Raw genomic sequence first — 16,069 nt, 5'->3', positions numbered from 1 at the left:
AAACGTACATATATGACCAAAACCGCAAATTCAATGACACTGTGGTTCATGCTGACTCTTACGTTACTGACGGTGCTTGCCTACTCACCCATTGACGACAACGACTTTGTCAGCTTTGACGATGACCACTACCTCACCGGTAACCCCGCCATCCAGAATGGTTTGACGCCCGATAGCATAGCGTGGGCGTTTAAGACCTTTTACTTTGCCAATTGGCATCCGCTTACCTGGCTGTCATACCTGGCGGACGTCTCCATGTTTGGGTTAAACCCCAAGGGGTTCCACCTCATCAACCTCCTGTTTCACATGGCAAGCGTAATGTTCCTGTTCACATGCCTGACCCGCATGACGCAACTGCCCTGGCAGAGCGCCATGGTGGCAGCACTGTTTGCCCTGCATCCGGTCAACGTGGAATCCGTGGCCTGGGCATCGGAGCGCAAAAACGTCCTCTCCACACTCTTGTGGATACTGACGATGATGGCCTATCTCAGATACGTGCAACAGCCCAGGGCCAAGTGGTACGCACTGACCCTCCTGAGCTTTGTCCTGGGGCTGATGGCAAAGCCCATGCTGGTGACCTTGCCGGTTGTCTTGCTGTTGCTGGATTACTGGCCGCTTCAGAGGTTTAACTCAAGACGATTCATTGACCTGGTTATAGAAAAAATCCCGCTCTTTATCATATCGCTCCTCTCCGGCGTAGTGACCATCTTTGCCCAGCAGCAGGCGCTTATCTCCTTTGCCGTAGCCCCGCTAAATCTCCGTCTCCACAGCGTCGTACACTCCTACGTTGGTTACGTAAAGCTGATGTTCTGGCCAAAGGGATTGACGGTTTTTTATCCGTATTCGGGTAGCATACAACTCGCTCATACTTTACTATTTCTGGTCTGCATCGTTGGAGTAACTGCCGTTGCTGTTTACAAGAGGCGTCGGATGCCGTATCTGTTTGTGGGTTGGCTGTGGTATCTTGTAACACTTGTACCCGTGCTTCAACTGGTACAGGTAAGCGCCTCTCCGATGGCCGACCGCTATGCCTATGTGCCACTGATCGGGGTATTCATTGCGTTGGTCTACGGATTGGGCGAGTTACAACACAGACCTCTTGGCAGGATATTTACAGCCATCACTGCAGGGTGTGTGTTAGTAGTACTCTGTCTCTTGACGCGTCAGCAGGTGGGATACTGGAAAAACTCCGGAACGCTCTTTAAGCACGCCGTTGAGGTGACCGACGGCAACTATGTCGCCAACAACGACTATGGCATGTATCTCATGAAGGAGGGCAGGGTACAGGAGGCCATTGTGCAGTTCTCCAGGGGGCTTGAGGTGATGCCCGATAACCCGCACCTGAACTTCAACCTATGGAGCGCCCTCGTCTTTGAGGGAAGGGGGACGGAGGCACAGCCGTACTTTTTACGGGCCAGACCGTTTTGGCAAAACGCCGGTGAAGCCGTCGTTTACAAGATGCTTTCGCACGCCCTGATGCGGCAGAAGAAGTATGCCCTGGCCTATGAGTACTTACAGAAGTCCCTGCGTCTTGACCCCACGGATGCCGTCGTCTATGATTATCTGGGTCTTACCCTGAGCGCCGAGGGCAGGTTTGAAGAGGCCCTTGAGTACTTCACCAGCGGCATCAAGGTGGCCAATAACCCTTGGGAACTGTATTTCCACAGAGGGTTGATCCTCAAAAAGATGGGCAGAGAAAAAGAGGCCAGAGAAAGTTTCGAAAAATCCCTCGCCCTAAACCCCAACTCCAAAGACGTCCGCAGTATCTTAAAACTTAACTCAAGCTATTAAGCAGAAGAGTATAAGTAGCTATACAGGTTTATGCTCTCTTGCTTAACGTCTACCGGGTTTCCCATTGGGCTGGTATACCATTGGCAGCAAAGCCCTCCCCAACCCTGTCTGTCCCATCCATAAGCCAGATATAGACATCACCGGAGGTGGTGTTCTTCCAGAGGATGTCGGCCTTACCGTCGCCGTTGTAATCCGCTGCTGCTATGATCTGCCAGATGAGGGGTATTGCACGACCTGCAAAGTCGCCTGTCTTTATCGTGACCCCGTCCATCAGCCACATGGCAACGTCCCCTGATGTAATGTCCTGCCAGAGGATGTCGGCCTTGCCATCACCGTCAAAGTCAACTACCGCCTTTATCTGCCAGTTGCCGGGGATACCACGGGAGGCATAGTCCATCTTTGAGATTGTCGCACCGTCCATTAACCAGACAACCACGTCGCCATTGTCGGCGTTTTGCCAGAGGATATCGGCTTTTTCGTCGCCATTGAGATCGGCCACTGCCCTGAGCATCCACTCCGGTCTCATACCTTTGACGATAAACGCCACGCTCTTGACGTCCTTACCGTCCATCAACCATACGGCTACATCTCCAGTTTCGGTGTTTTGCCATAGTATGTCCGTCTTGGCATCGCCATCAAAATCACCGGCCTTCTTGAACTCCCACACCCTGGGTACTCCCTGCATGGCGTCACCTTCAATGGATATCTTTGTCCCGGCCATCAAATAGACATAGACGTCGCCCTTGTCCTTGTGCTGCCAGAGGATGTCGGCCTTACCATCACCGTTAAAGTCCCCTGCGACCTTTATGTCCCAATCCGTGCCTGCGCCTCTGACAACATAATCACCGCCGATTATGGACTTCCCACTCATCAGCCAGATATAGACATCTCCGGTTATAGCGTTTTTCCACAACACATCACTGTTGCCATCACCGTCAAAATCGTATTTAGGGTGCCCCTTGCCTGAGTAGGCAGCATCCTGTGTTACGGTGAACAACTGCTGCGCGATAGTCATTGTGCCTGTGCGTGCAGTGCCCGTGTTTGCTGATACGGAGTACGATACCGTCCCATTACCACTGCCAAAACTGCCTGCGCTGATCGTTATCCAGGTGGTGTTGCTTGTTGCCGTCCAGGAGCAGTCGGTGTTAGCCGATACGCTTACGCTGTCACTGCCGCTGGAGGATGCAAAGTTTTTACTCTGTGGGGTTATCGTAAAGCTGCAGGATTGTTCGTTAAACGTAGCCGTTACATTCCTTGCCGCAGACATCATTACCGTGCAGGTTGGACTTGAGCCAAAGCAATCACCGCTCCAGCCTGCAAAAGTTGAAGTATCATCCGCCGTTGCAGTCAGGGTTACGGAGGTGCCTGTGTTGTACGATGCAGTGCCGGTATCGCGTCGCCAGGAAAGTGTGCCAGGTGATGCGGTTACAGTGCCGAAACCTGTGCCGGACCTGGAGACGGTGAGGGTGTATTGCTGCACCACCGGGTCCCATTCGCAAATGAAGCAAAGAGGGTTGTAATCCAGCATGGTATACGAATGATGAGCACAAAAAATATCATCCCACGCATTGCTTGTATAGCCGAAGGAACCAGAAAACGCCAGACAATGTTCATCGTTTTCTTTATTATCAGGTTGACTGGCAGCCCATGCCGTAAATTGCCAGTCTTCACCGGTTACCCATTTCCAGACTCCGGCGGTCTCTGTATCACTTGCCCCAATCCAACAATTGCCTCGATTGCCGGTGTGATCATATGTATCATTAAAAAAGTTTGCCGGTAATAAGTTATTGACAAGAAATGTGTTTTCATCAGCCGATGTTACAGTTGCCAAATATCCGCCAAGTTGCCTACAATCTCCCGCTGCGGTGGACCATACCACTTGCTTGTCAATTCTTTGATACGAATGATTATTACCAGGATTTATGATGACAGGATTGGAAAACGTAGCTGTCACATTCTTTGCTGCCGACATTGTCAACGTGCAGGTAGAATTCGTCCCTGAACAGTCGCCACTCCAGCCTGCAAAGGTAAAACCGTGGTCAGCCGTTGCGGTCAGGGTTATGGTTGTTCCTACGGTATATGTCTTTGTGGCAGATACAGGCCATATATCCGTACCATCCGATACCGTACCGGAACCAGTCCCTGATTTTGTGTAGGCTATACTTTCGCACTTTTTTATAAACCAGCCTTTTATGCAGTTCTTTAAAATGGATTCCCGTTTTCACGGGAATGACAGTAAATGGCGATTTCGGTTGTTCTATGTCATTCCTGCGTAAGCAGGAATCCAGAAAGTGCGAAACCATAGGTGTAGGTTAAATCAGCTCTGTCTATTTGAATACGTGGCTTGCTGATACCATTACGAGCATCAGTAATGGTTACACCAGTGCTTACCAATATATTGAGGATATCTGTAACAGTGGCAGAGGGGGTTAACTGTTTGAGGATTACCCACGCTCCAGCCACATGCGGGGCTGCCATTGAGGTCCCATTCCATGTATCATAACCACCTCCAGGTACAGACGAGTTTATGGAAGAACCTGGAGCCAGTAAACTAAGAAAACCGGCGCTATTTGAAAAATTTGAGACATTATCTGAAGAATCAGTTATTTCGTCCTGCCGCAATGCCGGCCACGTGAGTGCCGTGGTCACATTTTTCGACTGGACAATTACCGGCGTATGGCATTGCCGAATCGGCCGCCGTAGAGCTTGTTACACCGCCAGGGCAGAGGGAGGAGGCCTTCTCGGCTGCATCACTAGTGGAATAACAGGCCTCCGACACTACGGCTCCTGCCAGAAAGGGATGGTCTTTATCAACACCCGTATCGAGTATGGCCACCGTGTAGCCGGAGCCATCATAGCCCGTTGACCAGACGTTAGGCGCACCTATCTTGGTCATATTCCATTCAAAGTAGTAGGACACAAGCATGTCCTCTTCTACATTTTCTATCTCAGCAATAGCAAGCATGGCATCGAGGGCAGACTTGTCAACCGTCATTGCGATGTAGGGGATGTACTTGTATTTGTGGGAGTTATTGATACGGTATCCCGATAATAGCTCCAGCACCTTGTCCTGGGCATGTGCGATCATGTTCACCTGCGATGCGGCCTCTGTATGGGACAGTTCCCCCATTGGCTGTGATGGACCGCTGATCTTGACTATGACCCTCACCGAACCATCGCTTTGTGCCTTAGATGCCAGATGTTCATACCCACCAGGGGTTGATACCTTGCTAAACGGCACAAGCGGCTCACCGGCAAACCCTGACTCCACGTGGTTAAGCAGTAACAATAGCGCCAGCATAAACAACACCCTTACACCAAGCGTATTACCAAGTTGGAGATACCTCATCCCTTGATTGTTGGCTTCCCCAAACATACACCCTCCAATGTTACTTCTTGTGAGTTACACTGACCTGTAAAACAGGTAAGGGAATAATAGCATTTAGCCACACATAATTGTCAAGTTCCACATTGTCCTCAGTGGCAAAAAACTTGACAAAAAACTTCCAATGTAGTAAGCTCAACAAATGGGGGAACACCCCACTATCGAAGCATGATCACATTACACAGGCGTAGTGATGATGCCGTATTATATCAGACCTAAAATGGCTTGAATCTTGGTTCCCGGGATTAATTGCGGCACTACCCGATTGAGCAGGTAATATACGACTAAGGTTTTTTTAATATTTGACAAAACCTGCATAACTTTTTTATTCTTCTTTTGAAGCTGTTAAAAAAAAGATAAATTGTAAAAAGGAAGGTTCATTGGATTTTCAACAACTTATATTGAGGCTACAGGATTTTTGGGCGGCGAAGGACTGTGTTATCCTTCAGCCATACGACATAGAGGTAGGTGCGGGGACGTTCCACCCGGCAACGTTTTTCAGGGTGCTCGGCCACAAACACTGGAAGACCGCCTACGTCCAACCCTCCCGCAGACCCACCGACGGTAGATACGGCGACAATCCCAACCGTCTCCAGCACTACTACCAGTACCAGGTCATCCTCAAGCCCTCACCGGTGGAGTCCCAGGAGCTGTACCTGGAAAGCCTCACCTGCCTGGGCATAGACCCCCGCAGACACGACATACGCTTTGTCGAGGACGACTGGGAATCCCCGACGCTTGGCGCCTGGGGACTGGGCTGGGAGGTCTGGCTCGACGGCATGGAGGTCACACAGTTTACGTACTTCCAGCAGGTTGGGGGCATCGACCTTAAACCAGTCTCCGTAGAAATCACCTACGGTCTTGAGAGGATCGCCATGTACCTGCAGGGGATCGACAACGTCTACACACTGCGCTGGAACAAGGACTTCTCCTACGGCGACATACATCACAGGGATGAGGTCGAGTTTTCGCACTTCAACTTCGACAGGGCGGATGTCAGATTGCACAAACAGTTGTTTGAGGACTTCGAGCAACAGTGCACCACCCTGTTGCGGGAGGGATTGGTGGGGCCGGCCTATGAGTTCTGCCTCAAGTGCTCACACGTCTTTAACATCCTTGATGCCAGAGGCGCCATCTCCGTAGCCGAACGCACCGCCTACATAGCCCGTGTGCGGGCACTGGCCAGGCCCTGTGCCGAGGCCTATATACAAGCCCAGACCGATACGCAAAAGGAGGCACTATAGAGATGGCCAACGACATTACGCTTCTCCTGGAGATCGGTGTTGAGGAGATACCGGCCACCTTCCTGCCTGCCGCCATCGGACAGCTCAAGGACGTCACCGAAGGCGTGCTCTCCGACAACGGGGTAGAGTTCTCCGACGTCAGGGCCTACGCAACCCCCCGACGCCTTACCGTCATAGCAACCGGAGTCAGCGGGCATCAAAAAAACCGCATCACCGAACACTTTGGCCCACCTCAAAAGGCAGCATTCTCCGACGACGGCAAACCCACCAGGGCTGCAATCAGCTTTGCACAACTGCATGGCATAGCAGTAGAGGACTTGATAATAAAACAAAAGACCGAACACAACCAGTCAGGAAAAAATAAGCAGAAGGGCGGACAGTACGTCGTGGCAGTCATCAGGACAGAGGGGCGTGCCATCGGAGAGATAGCCGCATCGTTGTTTACGAAGATAGTGACGTCGCTGCACTTTCCAAAGGCCATGCGCTGGGCTGACCTTGACACGAGGTTTGTCCGTCCGGTGAGATGGCTCCTGGCGCTCTGTGACGGTGCTGCGGTGGAGTTTGAGTTTGCCGGGGTGAAAAGCTCCAACGTCACACACGGCCACCGATTCCTGGCCAACGTGGCCATTGAGGTCTCCGACGCCGCACAGTATCACGATACCCTGGAAGCCAACTACGTCATTATTGATCAGGACAAGCGCCGACAACTGATATGGGCACAGTGCCAACAGGCCGCCAGTGAATTTGGGGCGCTGCCCGTTGCCGATGACGCCCTGCTGCAACAGGTAACACACCTGGTTGAATATCCCCATGCCGTAGCGGGGGAGTTTGAAGAGGTCTACCTCGGCCTGCCACGGGAATTGTTGATAACCGTCATGCGGGACCACCAGCGCTGCTTTGCCATAGAGACGCAGGACGGACGGTTGTTAAACCGCTTCATCGTGGTCAGTAACACGGTTGCAGACAACGCCGACGTAGTACGCATCGGTGCCCAACGGGTAATACGGGCACGCCTGGAAGACGCCAGGTTCTACTACGACGAAGACCTAAAGCTCCCCCTGATACAGCGCCTGGAGCACTTAAAAGGGATCGTGTTTCAGGATGCCCTCGGATCGGTGTTTGACAAGGTAGAGAGGCTCGCTGCCATAGGCGACTTCCTGCGACTGCGACTCTTTGACCCGATCGAAATCGACAGAGAACAACTGCTGATGGCTATCCGCCTCTGTAAGGCCGACCTGACCACCGGAGTGGTACGCCAGTTTCCGGAGCTACAGGGGGTCATGGGCAAGTACTATGCCCTCAAAAACGGCCATGAACCGGAAGTCGCCCAGGCCATCGTCGAACACTATCTGCCGGCCTTTGCCGGGGATAAAATACCGTCAACAAAACTTGCCATGATCGTAAGCCTTGCAGATAAACTAGACAATCTGGTATCATTTTTCTCCATAGGTCAGACGCCCACGGGGTCGGAGGACCCCTATGGCCTGAGGCGACAGGCAATCGGCGTGATCGCTGTGCTGCTGCAGGGTAGCCTTGGGGTTACGGTTGAGGATATCCTCACGGGAGTAGCTGATGTCCTGAAAAGACCGGTAACTGTCCTGGATGACCTGTATGCGTTTTTCAGGCAGAGACTACAGGCGCTGTTTTCGACCATGGGATACTCCCACGACGTCATCCAGGCGGTGATGGAGCGGTTTCAGTGCGTGCAACTCAACTACCTGGTCGGACGGATGGATGCCCTGAGGAGGTTAAAGGGACAGCAGGGATACAACGAGTTTTTGATTGCGTTTAAACGCATATATAATATAGCACCACGTGGGATGGACGGCACATACGTCGTAAACGTCCATCTGATGCAGGGTATTGCCGAAAGGGGGTTGTACGATGCCCTTGGGCGGATACGACAGGGGGTTGAGGCTGCTGTTGCAGGCGGAGAGTTCAGGCGAGCCCTGGAGTTATTGACGGAGTTGGTGGCGCCAATAAACGAGTTCTTTGACAAGGTGTTGGTCATGGACAAGGACGAGGCTCAGAGGGTCAACAGGTTAGCCCTGTTGAGGGACATATTGAGTGCAGCGGCGACCGTGGCCGACCTGTCCAGGATGCAGGAGAGTCAGGACTTGACAAAAGCAAAAAATGTATGAAAAAATCTAAAGAGAAAGAAACATCTGTTTAACGGATGAAAAGAAACCATCGGAGGTAATCATGAACCCTGAAGAATTACGATATCATAAGGAACATACCTGGGTAAGTCTGTCAGGCAAGAAGGCCACTATAGGCATAACAGACTATGCGCAGGAACAGTTGGGTGATATAGTGTATCTGGACATACTGGAGGTAGGCGCAGAGGTAGAGGCAAATACTGAGATGTCAGAGATTGAATCCACCAAGGCGACCTCTTCGGTAATCGCTCCGATTAGCGGCACGGTGTTGAGTGTAAATGAGGAGTTGGAAGATGCCCCCGAGATAATCAATGAGGACCCCTACGGCAAGGGCTGGATAGCCGTGATAGAGGTGGCGGATGAGTCCGAGCTTGAGGAGTTGATGGACGTCTCAGACTACGAAAAGTACATCGAAGAGGAAGCTGGATGAAGATAGTAATCCTTGGTGCCGGCCCCGGGGGCTATGTGGCGGCCCTCAAGGGTGCGCAGATGGGTGCCGATGTCACGGTGATTGAGGGCAAAGAGGTTGGTGGTACCTGCCTCAACGAAGGCTGTATACCCACAAAGACACTCATAGCATCGGCGGAGGCCTATGTCACGGCCCTGCACTGTGACTCATACGGAATAGACTTCAGCGGCAGTCTCACCCCCAATGTGCAAAAGCTGATGGCTCGCAAAAACGGTGTCATCTCCACGCAGGTCAAGGGGATACGGGCGTTGTTTAAGAGCTGGGGGGTGAAGCTCAAAGAGGGCAGGGGCAGCTTCATCTCGGAAAAAGAGGTCAGGGTAGTAAGTGGCAGTGGCCAGGAGGAGGTCATAAGCGGTGATAAGTTTATTATCGCCACGGGTTCCCGTCCTGCCGAAATCCCGACGTTCCCCTTTGACGGCAAGCGGATTATCTCCAGCTCCGATGCCCTGAACATGGATGGCATTCCCAGTTCGATGATAATCATAGGCGCCGGTGTGATGGGTTGTGAGTTTGCGTGCATATACCAGAGTTTTGGCACCGAAGTGACGATGGTAGAGCTGATGCCCCGCGCCCTGACCACGGAAGACCCCGAGGTGTCACAGATACTGGAGCGGGAACTCAAAAAGAAAAAAATAAAGCTCATCACGGATGTAAAGGTAGACCGTGTGAGCGTTGAGGGCGACGGCGTCAGGGCGTTTCTCTCCAACGGCAAGGAACTCAAGGCCGAAAAACTCCTTGTCACCATAGGGCGGGCGTTTAACTCCGATGGTATAGGGTTGGACAAGGTCGGCGTGACCCCCGGCAAGGGTGGCGTTATATCGGTCAATGCCATGATGCAGACGAGCAACCCCGACGTCTATGCCATTGGTGATGTAGTAGGCGGTATGCTCCTTGCGCACGTGGCCTCCACGGAGGGCATGGTAGCCGTCAAAAACATCATGGGACACAAGGAAGAGATGGACTACACCTGTGTGCCGGGGGGGATATTTACGTCTCCGGAGATCGGCTCGGTGGGGATGCGTGAGCACCAACTACAAGAGCGCGGGGTCAAGTACAGAAAGGGACAATTCCTCTACAGGGCACTGGGCAAGGCACATGCCATGGGGGAAATCACCGGCATGTTCAAGGTCCTCTCCGATGAGGCTGGCAAGGCGATCCTCGGTGTACACATAGTGGGTCACAATGCCTCGGACATAATCCACGAGGCGGCGGTCGCAATCAAGGCAGGGTTGAGCGTTAAGGCACTCGCTGAGACAATCCACGCCCATCCGACCCTGGCCGAAGGCTTGATGGAGGCAGCCGAGGACGTCTTCGGCGAGGCGATTCATTCCCCAAAGAAATAATGCCAGACAGGTGCATAATACACTCATGGGTAGCCTCGTCAAAGAAAAGAATGGAGGGCTTTGCCCCTTTTATGCAGGGGGTCGCCGACCCCTCCCTCAGACCAACCCACAAGGGGTCACGGACCCCCTTGACCCCGTATCCATGCCTTCCCATGAAAAACTTATACACCCTGCAAGGCAGTGCTATAGACTTATTTGGTAAGGTTAGTTTAAACTTTACCTGTTGGTATATTTTAATATGAAGAATTTAAGGAGGGGCATAATGTCTAGAATCGAAGTTGTTCACGCAAGAGAGATAATGGATTCCAGAGGCAATCCGACCATTGAGGTAGACGTCATACTGGAAAGCGGAGCTGCGGGCAGGGCAGCCGTCCCCAGTGGCGCCTCAACGGGTGAGAGGGAGGCCGTAGAACTCAGAGATGGCGACAAGGCCAGGTATCTGGGCAAGGGTGTAAAAAAGGCCGTAGAAAACGTCAACACCGTCATCGCGGACAAGGTCATCGGTCTGGAGGCAACATCGCAGGCGCTGATTGATGGCGTCATGATCGAGCTTGATGGCACGCACAACAAGTCAAGGCTTGGAGCAAACGCAATCCTGGGCGTATCGCTGGCGGTTGCCAAGGCCGCAGCCGATGAGTCGGAGTTGTCCCTGTACAAGTACCTGGGCGGGGTCAATGGCAAGGAGTTACCCGTGCCGATGCTGAACATTGTCAATGGTGGGGCACATGCCGACAATAACGTTGACATCCAGGAGTTTATGATTATGCCGGTAGGGGCGCGTTGCTTTGCCGATGCGCTGCGCATGTCTGCCGAGGTGTTTCATAGCCTCAAGAAGACCCTCCACAAGAAGGGCCTGTCAACGGCCGTGGGCGATGAGGGCGGTTTTGCTCCCAACCTCAAGTCCAACGAAGACGCCCTGGTGGAGATCATGGAGGCCATTGCCGCTGCCGGATACAAGGCCGGAAGTGACTTCCTGCTTGCACTCGATGTCGCATCGTCGGAGCTGTTCAAGGACGGCAAGTACATCTTTGAGGGTGAGGGAAAGACGCTTACCCCCGAAGAACTCGTCAACTACTACGAGTACTTGACCGGCAAGTATCCGATCATATCCATTGAGGATGGCATGAGCGAAAATGACTGGGACGGTTGGAAGAAGCTCACAGACAGACTCTCCAAGAAGGTGCAGTTAGTGGGCGATGACCTCTTTGTCACCAATCCGTCCATTCTCAAAGAGGGTATCGAAAAGGGTCTGGCCAACGCCATCTTGGTCAAGGTCAACCAGATCGGCTCTCTGACAGAGACGCTTGATGCCGTTGAGATGGCAAAGAAGGCAAAGTACACCGCCATCATTTCGCATCGTTCCGGTGAGACGGAAGATACCACGATATCCGACATAGCCGTGGCGCTCAACGCCGGACAGATAAAGACCGGTTCAACGTCAAGGTCTGACCGCATCGCAAAGTACAACAGGCTGCTGAGAATCGAAGAAGAGCTTGGCTCCGTAGCCGTATACAAAGGACGTGACACATTCTACAACCTCAAGTAGGAAAAAAAAGGGGGCGGCTCCTGCCCCCCCTCCAGCCCCCCCCGCAAGGGGTCACGGACCCCTTGACCCCCATCTTGGGTACCACAAGGCGCTCTTTGTCTTGTGTAGCCTTTAGTTTGATTTTTAGCGTGGATCGTTACTGCACTATTTTAGTATAAACAAAATCCCAGAGATGAAGACAAACGAATATGGATAAGAGGAATCTTCTCAGGAAGCAGATAGTCAAAGAGAGGAGGCATCGGGGGAGATTGTTTGTGGTGTTTTTTCTTTTTTGCGCTGGTGCTAATATTGTTCAATTTGTTTTATGATGAGATGGGGCTGTTTAACTATTTCAGGCTGAAGTCTGAGGAGCAGCGGATGGAGGAGGATATTGCCCGCCTTGAAATGGAAATCTCATCCGTCAAGGATGAGATAAAGGCAATAGGAACGGACCCCTTCTATATCGAGAAAAAGGCCAGAGAAGACCTGGGTCTGGCAATGCCCGATGAGTACATCTACAAGTTGGATAAGGATAAGTAATCCGCTTGAAAAAGTACGTTGTAGCAATCACCGGGGCAAGTGGTTCAGTGTTTGCGTTGAGATTGATCGAGGCGCTTGTGACGGTTGCCGAGGTGCATGTGATCATCTCCTCGGAGGCGATACCGATCATTGCTTACGAGGCGGGGTTAGACTTGGCCACAGGGACAGGCAGCGACACTAATCGCACGGAGCTATTGAGGCGGCATTTCAATACGGAGCGGCTATTTTACTATGAAGACGATTGTCTGCACAGTCCACTCTCCAGTGGTTCGTTCATAACGGATGGCATGTACGTGGTGCCGTGTTCGATGAAGACCCTCTCAGGGATAGCCAACGGGTATGCCGATAACCTGATAATCAGGGCTGCCGACGTTGTCATAAAGGAGGGCAGGTCTCTGGTGCTGTCGCCGCGTGAGATGCCCTTTAGCGCCATACACCTTGAGAACATGCTTAAGCTGTCACGACTTGGCGTTGTCATAGCCCCTCCCGTTACGGCCTTTTACAGCCAACCCAATGACCTCGCCGACGTTATAGCCTTCATCACAGGCAAGCTCCTGGACTGTATGTCAATACCGCACAGCCTCTTCAAACGCTGGAACGGCCACCACGGCAGGGATTAACCGTCCCGAAAGCAACCCCCCTGGTAGCACCACAATCAACCGCGGTTAGCAGGATTTAAGCCATTTTTGTACCCACATAATATGGCACTGTTGTTATGCTTAAGCAATGTGTCCACGTTTGAATGGAGTGCTACCCTCCCCCCTTCTTTCTTCACTTCTCTACCATTTACTTAATCATCCAGTTGCCGGGGAGGGCTTTTTCGATAGCCCTTTTACCGGCTATACTTGTACCGTCCATGAACCAGACCGCCACGTCACCGGTGGAGGAGTCCTGCCAGAGGATATCGTCCTTGCCATCTCCATCGTAGTCGCCTGTGTCCTTGAGCTTCCAGTTGCCGGGCAATGCCGCAGAGACAACGCCCTTGGACGTTACCGTCGCTCCATCGATAAGCCATACCACCACGTCGCCGGTTGAACTGTCCTGCCATATGATATCAGTCTTACCATCACCGTTGAAGTCACCAACGCCCTTGATCTGCCAGTTGGATGATACTGCCTTTTTTATGTCGCTCTTGCTCTTAACGCTGAGACCGGCCATGAACCAGACCGCCACGTCACCGTTGGTGTGTTGCCAGAGGATATCGTTCTTGCCATCACCGTCGAAATCTCCAACACCCTTGATCTGCCACCCCGGAGGAACGCCCTTTTCCACATAGTCCTTTGTCGATATGCCTGCGCCGTTCATAAGCCAGATGCTCACATCGCCGTTGGTGTGTTGCCAGAGGATATCGGCCTTGTCATCACCGTTGAAATCACCAATGCCCTTAAACAGCCACTCTGCCGGCAGCTTCCTTGTCACATAAGCCTGTTTCGCTATCTTGGTGGCGTTCATAAGCCATGCAACAACATCGCCGTTGGTGTGTTGCCAGAGGGCATCGGTTTTGCCATCGCCGTCAAAGTCCCCCTTGGCCAGAAAGCGCCAGACTCCGGAGACCCCCTTGGCCGGATAGCCTTTAGATGAGACACTCATTCCATTGATAAGCCAGATAGCGGTGTCTCCAGTAGAGCTGTCTTGGAGGAACACGTCACTCTTGCCATCGGCGTCAAAGTCGTTTTTGACGCCCTGCGAAAAGTTAGCGGTAACGGTCTTTGAATCCGTCATCTTTACAATACACCTGGCGCCATCTGTGGCGTCGCAGCCCGTCCATTCCTTGAACGTTGAACCTGAATCCGGTGTAACCTTTGCTGTAAGTGTCTCCTCCGTGCCATCGGCGTAATATGCCACACCGGTATTAAAGTTCCAGTGGATTATCCCTTTTGAGGCAGTAACCATGCCCTTGCCTGTTATATTTATGGTAAGTTTCCTGGTTAAACCAAAATCGGCAGAGACGTTGACATCCTTTGACATCGTTACCTTGCAGGTAGCGTTTGTACCCTGACAGTCACCGCTCCAACCGCCAAAAACCGAGCCGTTAAATGCACCCGCCGTCAGGGTTACCTCCGTACCGTCGGGGTACTCCACTTCTGATGTGGTTGCACCACCAGACCACGGCAGATTTCCTGGGGACACCGTTACCGTGCCACCGCCCGTGCCTGTTTTTGTCACGGTGAGTGTCCTTGGTTTAAGTGTAAACGTTGCCGTGATACTCAGGTTGGTTGTCATCTTTACCGTACATGTAGTCTCCGTCCCATTGCAGTCCCCACCCCAGCCGGTAAAGGTTGAATCATCAGGAGCGGTTGCCGTCAGTGTCACCACAGTGGAGTCTTGATACTCTGCCGTGGTTGAATTGCCGACCCACGTCAGCACTCCGGGGGATACCGTTACATTGCCGTTGCCTGTACCCAACCTGGAAACAGTGAGCGTTTTTGAGGGCAGATTAAATGTTGCCGTTACGTTATAATTCTTTGTCATAGACATAGTGCATCCTACAAGTGTCCCTGAGCAGTCCCCACTCCAGCCCGCAAAGACTGACCCAGCCGATGCGGCTGCCGTTAGGGTCTCAACAGAGTACTCGGGGCGACTCACAACTCCTGTGTTGTCTGACCAGGTTATCGGCACGGGGGCACCTGTGACGTTGCCGCTACCTGTACCTGTCTTGGTTATTGTAACGGTGTAATAAGTACCGGGGTCCGGTGGTGGCGTTGGCGTTGGGGTGGACGTTGGCGTTGGCGTTGGGGTAGGTGCTGTCCAGGTATACACTGCGCCTCGCTGAGTGCCTCCTGCGGCTGCCTTATAAGCCCCGGCAACAACCGTGCTACCGTCGGAACTCACGGAGACGGAATAGCCTAAGTTGTCACTATCAGCACCATCTGATGCGGTTAGCTTGGCTGTCTCGGTACCGTTAGCCCACCCCCCGCCGGGCTTGACAAACACATACGCAGCACCTCTGTTACTGCCTCCTGGGTCTGCCTGATAAGCCCCGGCCACAATCGTGCTACCGTCGGAACTCACGGAGACGGAATTGCCTAAGAAATCATTATTAGCGCCGTCTGATGCGGTTAGCTTGGCTGTCTGGGTACCGTTAGTCCACCCCCCGCCGGGCTTGACAAACACATACGCAGCGCCTTTGTCAGTGCCTCCTAGGTCTGCCCCAGAAGCCCCGGCTACAACCGTGCCACCGTCGGAACTCACGGAGACGGAATTGCCTAATTTGTCAATAATAGCACCATCTGATGCGGTCAGCTTGGCCGTCTGATTACCGGAACCATCTGCCCATGCTACACCTTTTTCAAACACATACGCAGCGCCTTCGTCAAGGCCTCCTGGGTCTGCCAGATAAGCCCCAGCCACAACCGTGCTACCGTCGGAACTCACGGAGACGGAATAGCCTAAGTTGTCACTATTCGCGCCGTCTGATGCGGTCAGCTTGGCTGTCTGGGTACCGTTAGCCCACCCCCCGCCGGGCTTGACAAACACATACGCAGCGCCTYTGTTACTGCCTCCTGGGTCTGCCTGATAACGCCCCGGCCACAATCGTGCTACCGTCGGAACTCACGGAGACGGAATTGCCTAAGTAATCATTATTAGCGCCGTCTGATGCGGTTAGCTTGGC

At 52.7% G+C, this 16,069-nt stretch carries 13 protein-coding genes; 8 read left to right on the top strand and 5 right to left on the bottom strand.

The annotated features are described in order from the left end of the window. The first annotated feature begins 12 nt into the window (after positions 1 to 12). On the top strand, positions 13 to 1,791 hold the full coding sequence (locus tag Mcas_RS10550) for a tetratricopeptide repeat protein (protein WP_052567169.1): 1,779 nt from the start codon (positions 13 to 15) through the stop codon (positions 1,789 to 1,791). Between the two features lie 49 nt (positions 1,792 to 1,840). Here Mcas_RS10550 and Mcas_RS16790 read toward each other — a convergent pair whose 3' ends face one another. From Mcas_RS16790 to Mcas_RS10530, 3 genes are all read right to left on the bottom strand, one after another. Then, a complete protein-coding gene (locus Mcas_RS16790; protein ID WP_435050991.1) occupies positions 1,841 to 3,898 on the bottom strand; it encodes an FG-GAP-like repeat-containing protein in 2,058 nt (685 codons plus the stop codon). A 155-nt stretch (positions 3,899 to 4,053) separates the two neighbouring features. Beyond that, positions 4,054 to 4,413, bottom strand: a complete 360-nt coding sequence (locus tag Mcas_RS17700; protein ID WP_162176309.1) for a S8 family serine peptidase — start codon at positions 4,411 to 4,413, stop codon at positions 4,054 to 4,056. Continuing rightward, positions 4,391 to 5,167, bottom strand: coding sequence for a S8 family serine peptidase (locus Mcas_RS10530; protein WP_040335506.1), 777 nt, complete (start codon positions 5,165 to 5,167; stop codon positions 4,391 to 4,393). Before Mcas_RS10530 ends, Mcas_RS17700 begins: the two co-directional genes overlap by 23 nt. Positions 5,168 to 5,556: 389 nt before the next feature. On the opposite strand from Mcas_RS10530, the gene Mcas_RS10525 reads away from it, so the two are divergent. The 7 genes from Mcas_RS10525 to Mcas_RS10495 all read left to right on the top strand — a co-directional run bounded on the left by Mcas_RS10525 (position 5,557) and on the right by Mcas_RS10495 (position 13,076). Continuing rightward, positions 5,557 to 6,420: a glycine--tRNA ligase subunit alpha gene (locus Mcas_RS10525; RefSeq protein WP_040335505.1), complete on the top strand. Its 864-nt coding sequence runs from the start codon at positions 5,557 to 5,559 to the stop codon at positions 6,418 to 6,420. 2 nt (positions 6,421 to 6,422) lie between these two features. Next, positions 6,423 to 8,561, top strand: a complete 2,139-nt coding sequence (gene glyS / locus Mcas_RS10520; RefSeq protein ID WP_040335504.1) for a glycine--tRNA ligase subunit beta — start codon at positions 6,423 to 6,425, stop codon at positions 8,559 to 8,561. A gap of 61 nt (positions 8,562 to 8,622) precedes the next feature. After that, complete coding sequence (gene gcvH / locus Mcas_RS10515) at positions 8,623 to 9,009, top strand: glycine cleavage system protein GcvH (RefSeq protein ID WP_040335503.1); 387 nt, start codon at positions 8,623 to 8,625, stop codon at positions 9,007 to 9,009. Then, positions 9,006 to 10,391, top strand: a complete 1,386-nt coding sequence (lpdA, locus tag Mcas_RS10510; protein ID WP_040335502.1) for a dihydrolipoyl dehydrogenase — start codon at positions 9,006 to 9,008, stop codon at positions 10,389 to 10,391. The genes gcvH and lpdA overlap by 4 nt, the downstream gene beginning before the upstream one ends. 262 nt (positions 10,392 to 10,653) lie before the next feature. Further along, the gene (eno, locus tag Mcas_RS10505) at positions 10,654 to 11,937 is read left to right on the top strand and encodes a phosphopyruvate hydratase (protein ID WP_040335501.1); all 1,284 of its coding nucleotides are present in this window, start codon (positions 10,654 to 10,656) and stop codon (positions 11,935 to 11,937) included. Between the two features lie 288 nt (positions 11,938 to 12,225). Beyond that, complete coding sequence (locus tag Mcas_RS10500) at positions 12,226 to 12,456, top strand: FtsB family cell division protein (RefSeq protein ID WP_162176308.1); 231 nt, start codon at positions 12,226 to 12,228, stop codon at positions 12,454 to 12,456. A gap of 5 nt (positions 12,457 to 12,461) precedes the next feature. Then, on the top strand, positions 12,462 to 13,076 hold the full coding sequence (locus tag Mcas_RS10495; protein WP_040335499.1) for a UbiX family flavin prenyltransferase: 615 nt from the start codon (positions 12,462 to 12,464) through the stop codon (positions 13,074 to 13,076). Between the two features lie 166 nt (positions 13,077 to 13,242). Here the strand turns inward: Mcas_RS10495 and Mcas_RS16785 are convergent, their stop codons facing one another. After that, the gene (locus Mcas_RS16785) at positions 13,243 to 15,933 is read right to left on the bottom strand and encodes an InlB B-repeat-containing protein (RefSeq protein ID WP_052567165.1); all 2,691 of its coding nucleotides are present in this window, start codon (positions 15,931 to 15,933) and stop codon (positions 13,243 to 13,245) included. A gap of 16 nt (positions 15,934 to 15,949) precedes the next feature. Beyond that, positions 15,950 to 16,069, bottom strand: a 120-nt coding sequence (locus tag Mcas_RS19240; RefSeq protein ID WP_156033313.1) for a hypothetical protein, incomplete at its 5' end; no start/stop codon positions are given.

Source organism: Candidatus Magnetobacterium casense (genome assembly GCF_000714715.1).
Classification (GTDB): domain Bacteria; phylum Nitrospirota; class Thermodesulfovibrionia; order Thermodesulfovibrionales; family Magnetobacteriaceae; genus Magnetobacterium; species Magnetobacterium casense.
The sequence above is the reverse complement of the archived record's forward strand: the minus strand, read 5'-3'. Positions and strand labels throughout refer to the sequence as shown.

Coding starts and splice junctions, on each gene's coding strand:
- Mcas_RS10530 (WP_040335506.1), bottom strand. CDS start 5,167: ATGTTTGGGGAAGCCAACAATCAAGGGATGAGGTATCTCCAACTTGGT.
- gcvH (WP_040335503.1), top strand. CDS start 8,623: ATGAACCCTGAAGAATTACGATATCATAAGGAACATACCTGGGTAAGT.
- glyS (WP_040335504.1), top strand. CDS start 6,423: ATGGCCAACGACATTACGCTTCTCCTGGAGATCGGTGTTGAGGAGATA.
- lpdA (WP_040335502.1), top strand. CDS start 9,006: ATGAAGATAGTAATCCTTGGTGCCGGCCCCGGGGGCTATGTGGCGGCC.
- eno (WP_040335501.1), top strand. CDS start 10,654: ATGTCTAGAATCGAAGTTGTTCACGCAAGAGAGATAATGGATTCCAGA.
- Mcas_RS10550 (WP_052567169.1), top strand. CDS start 13: ATGACCAAAACCGCAAATTCAATGACACTGTGGTTCATGCTGACTCTT.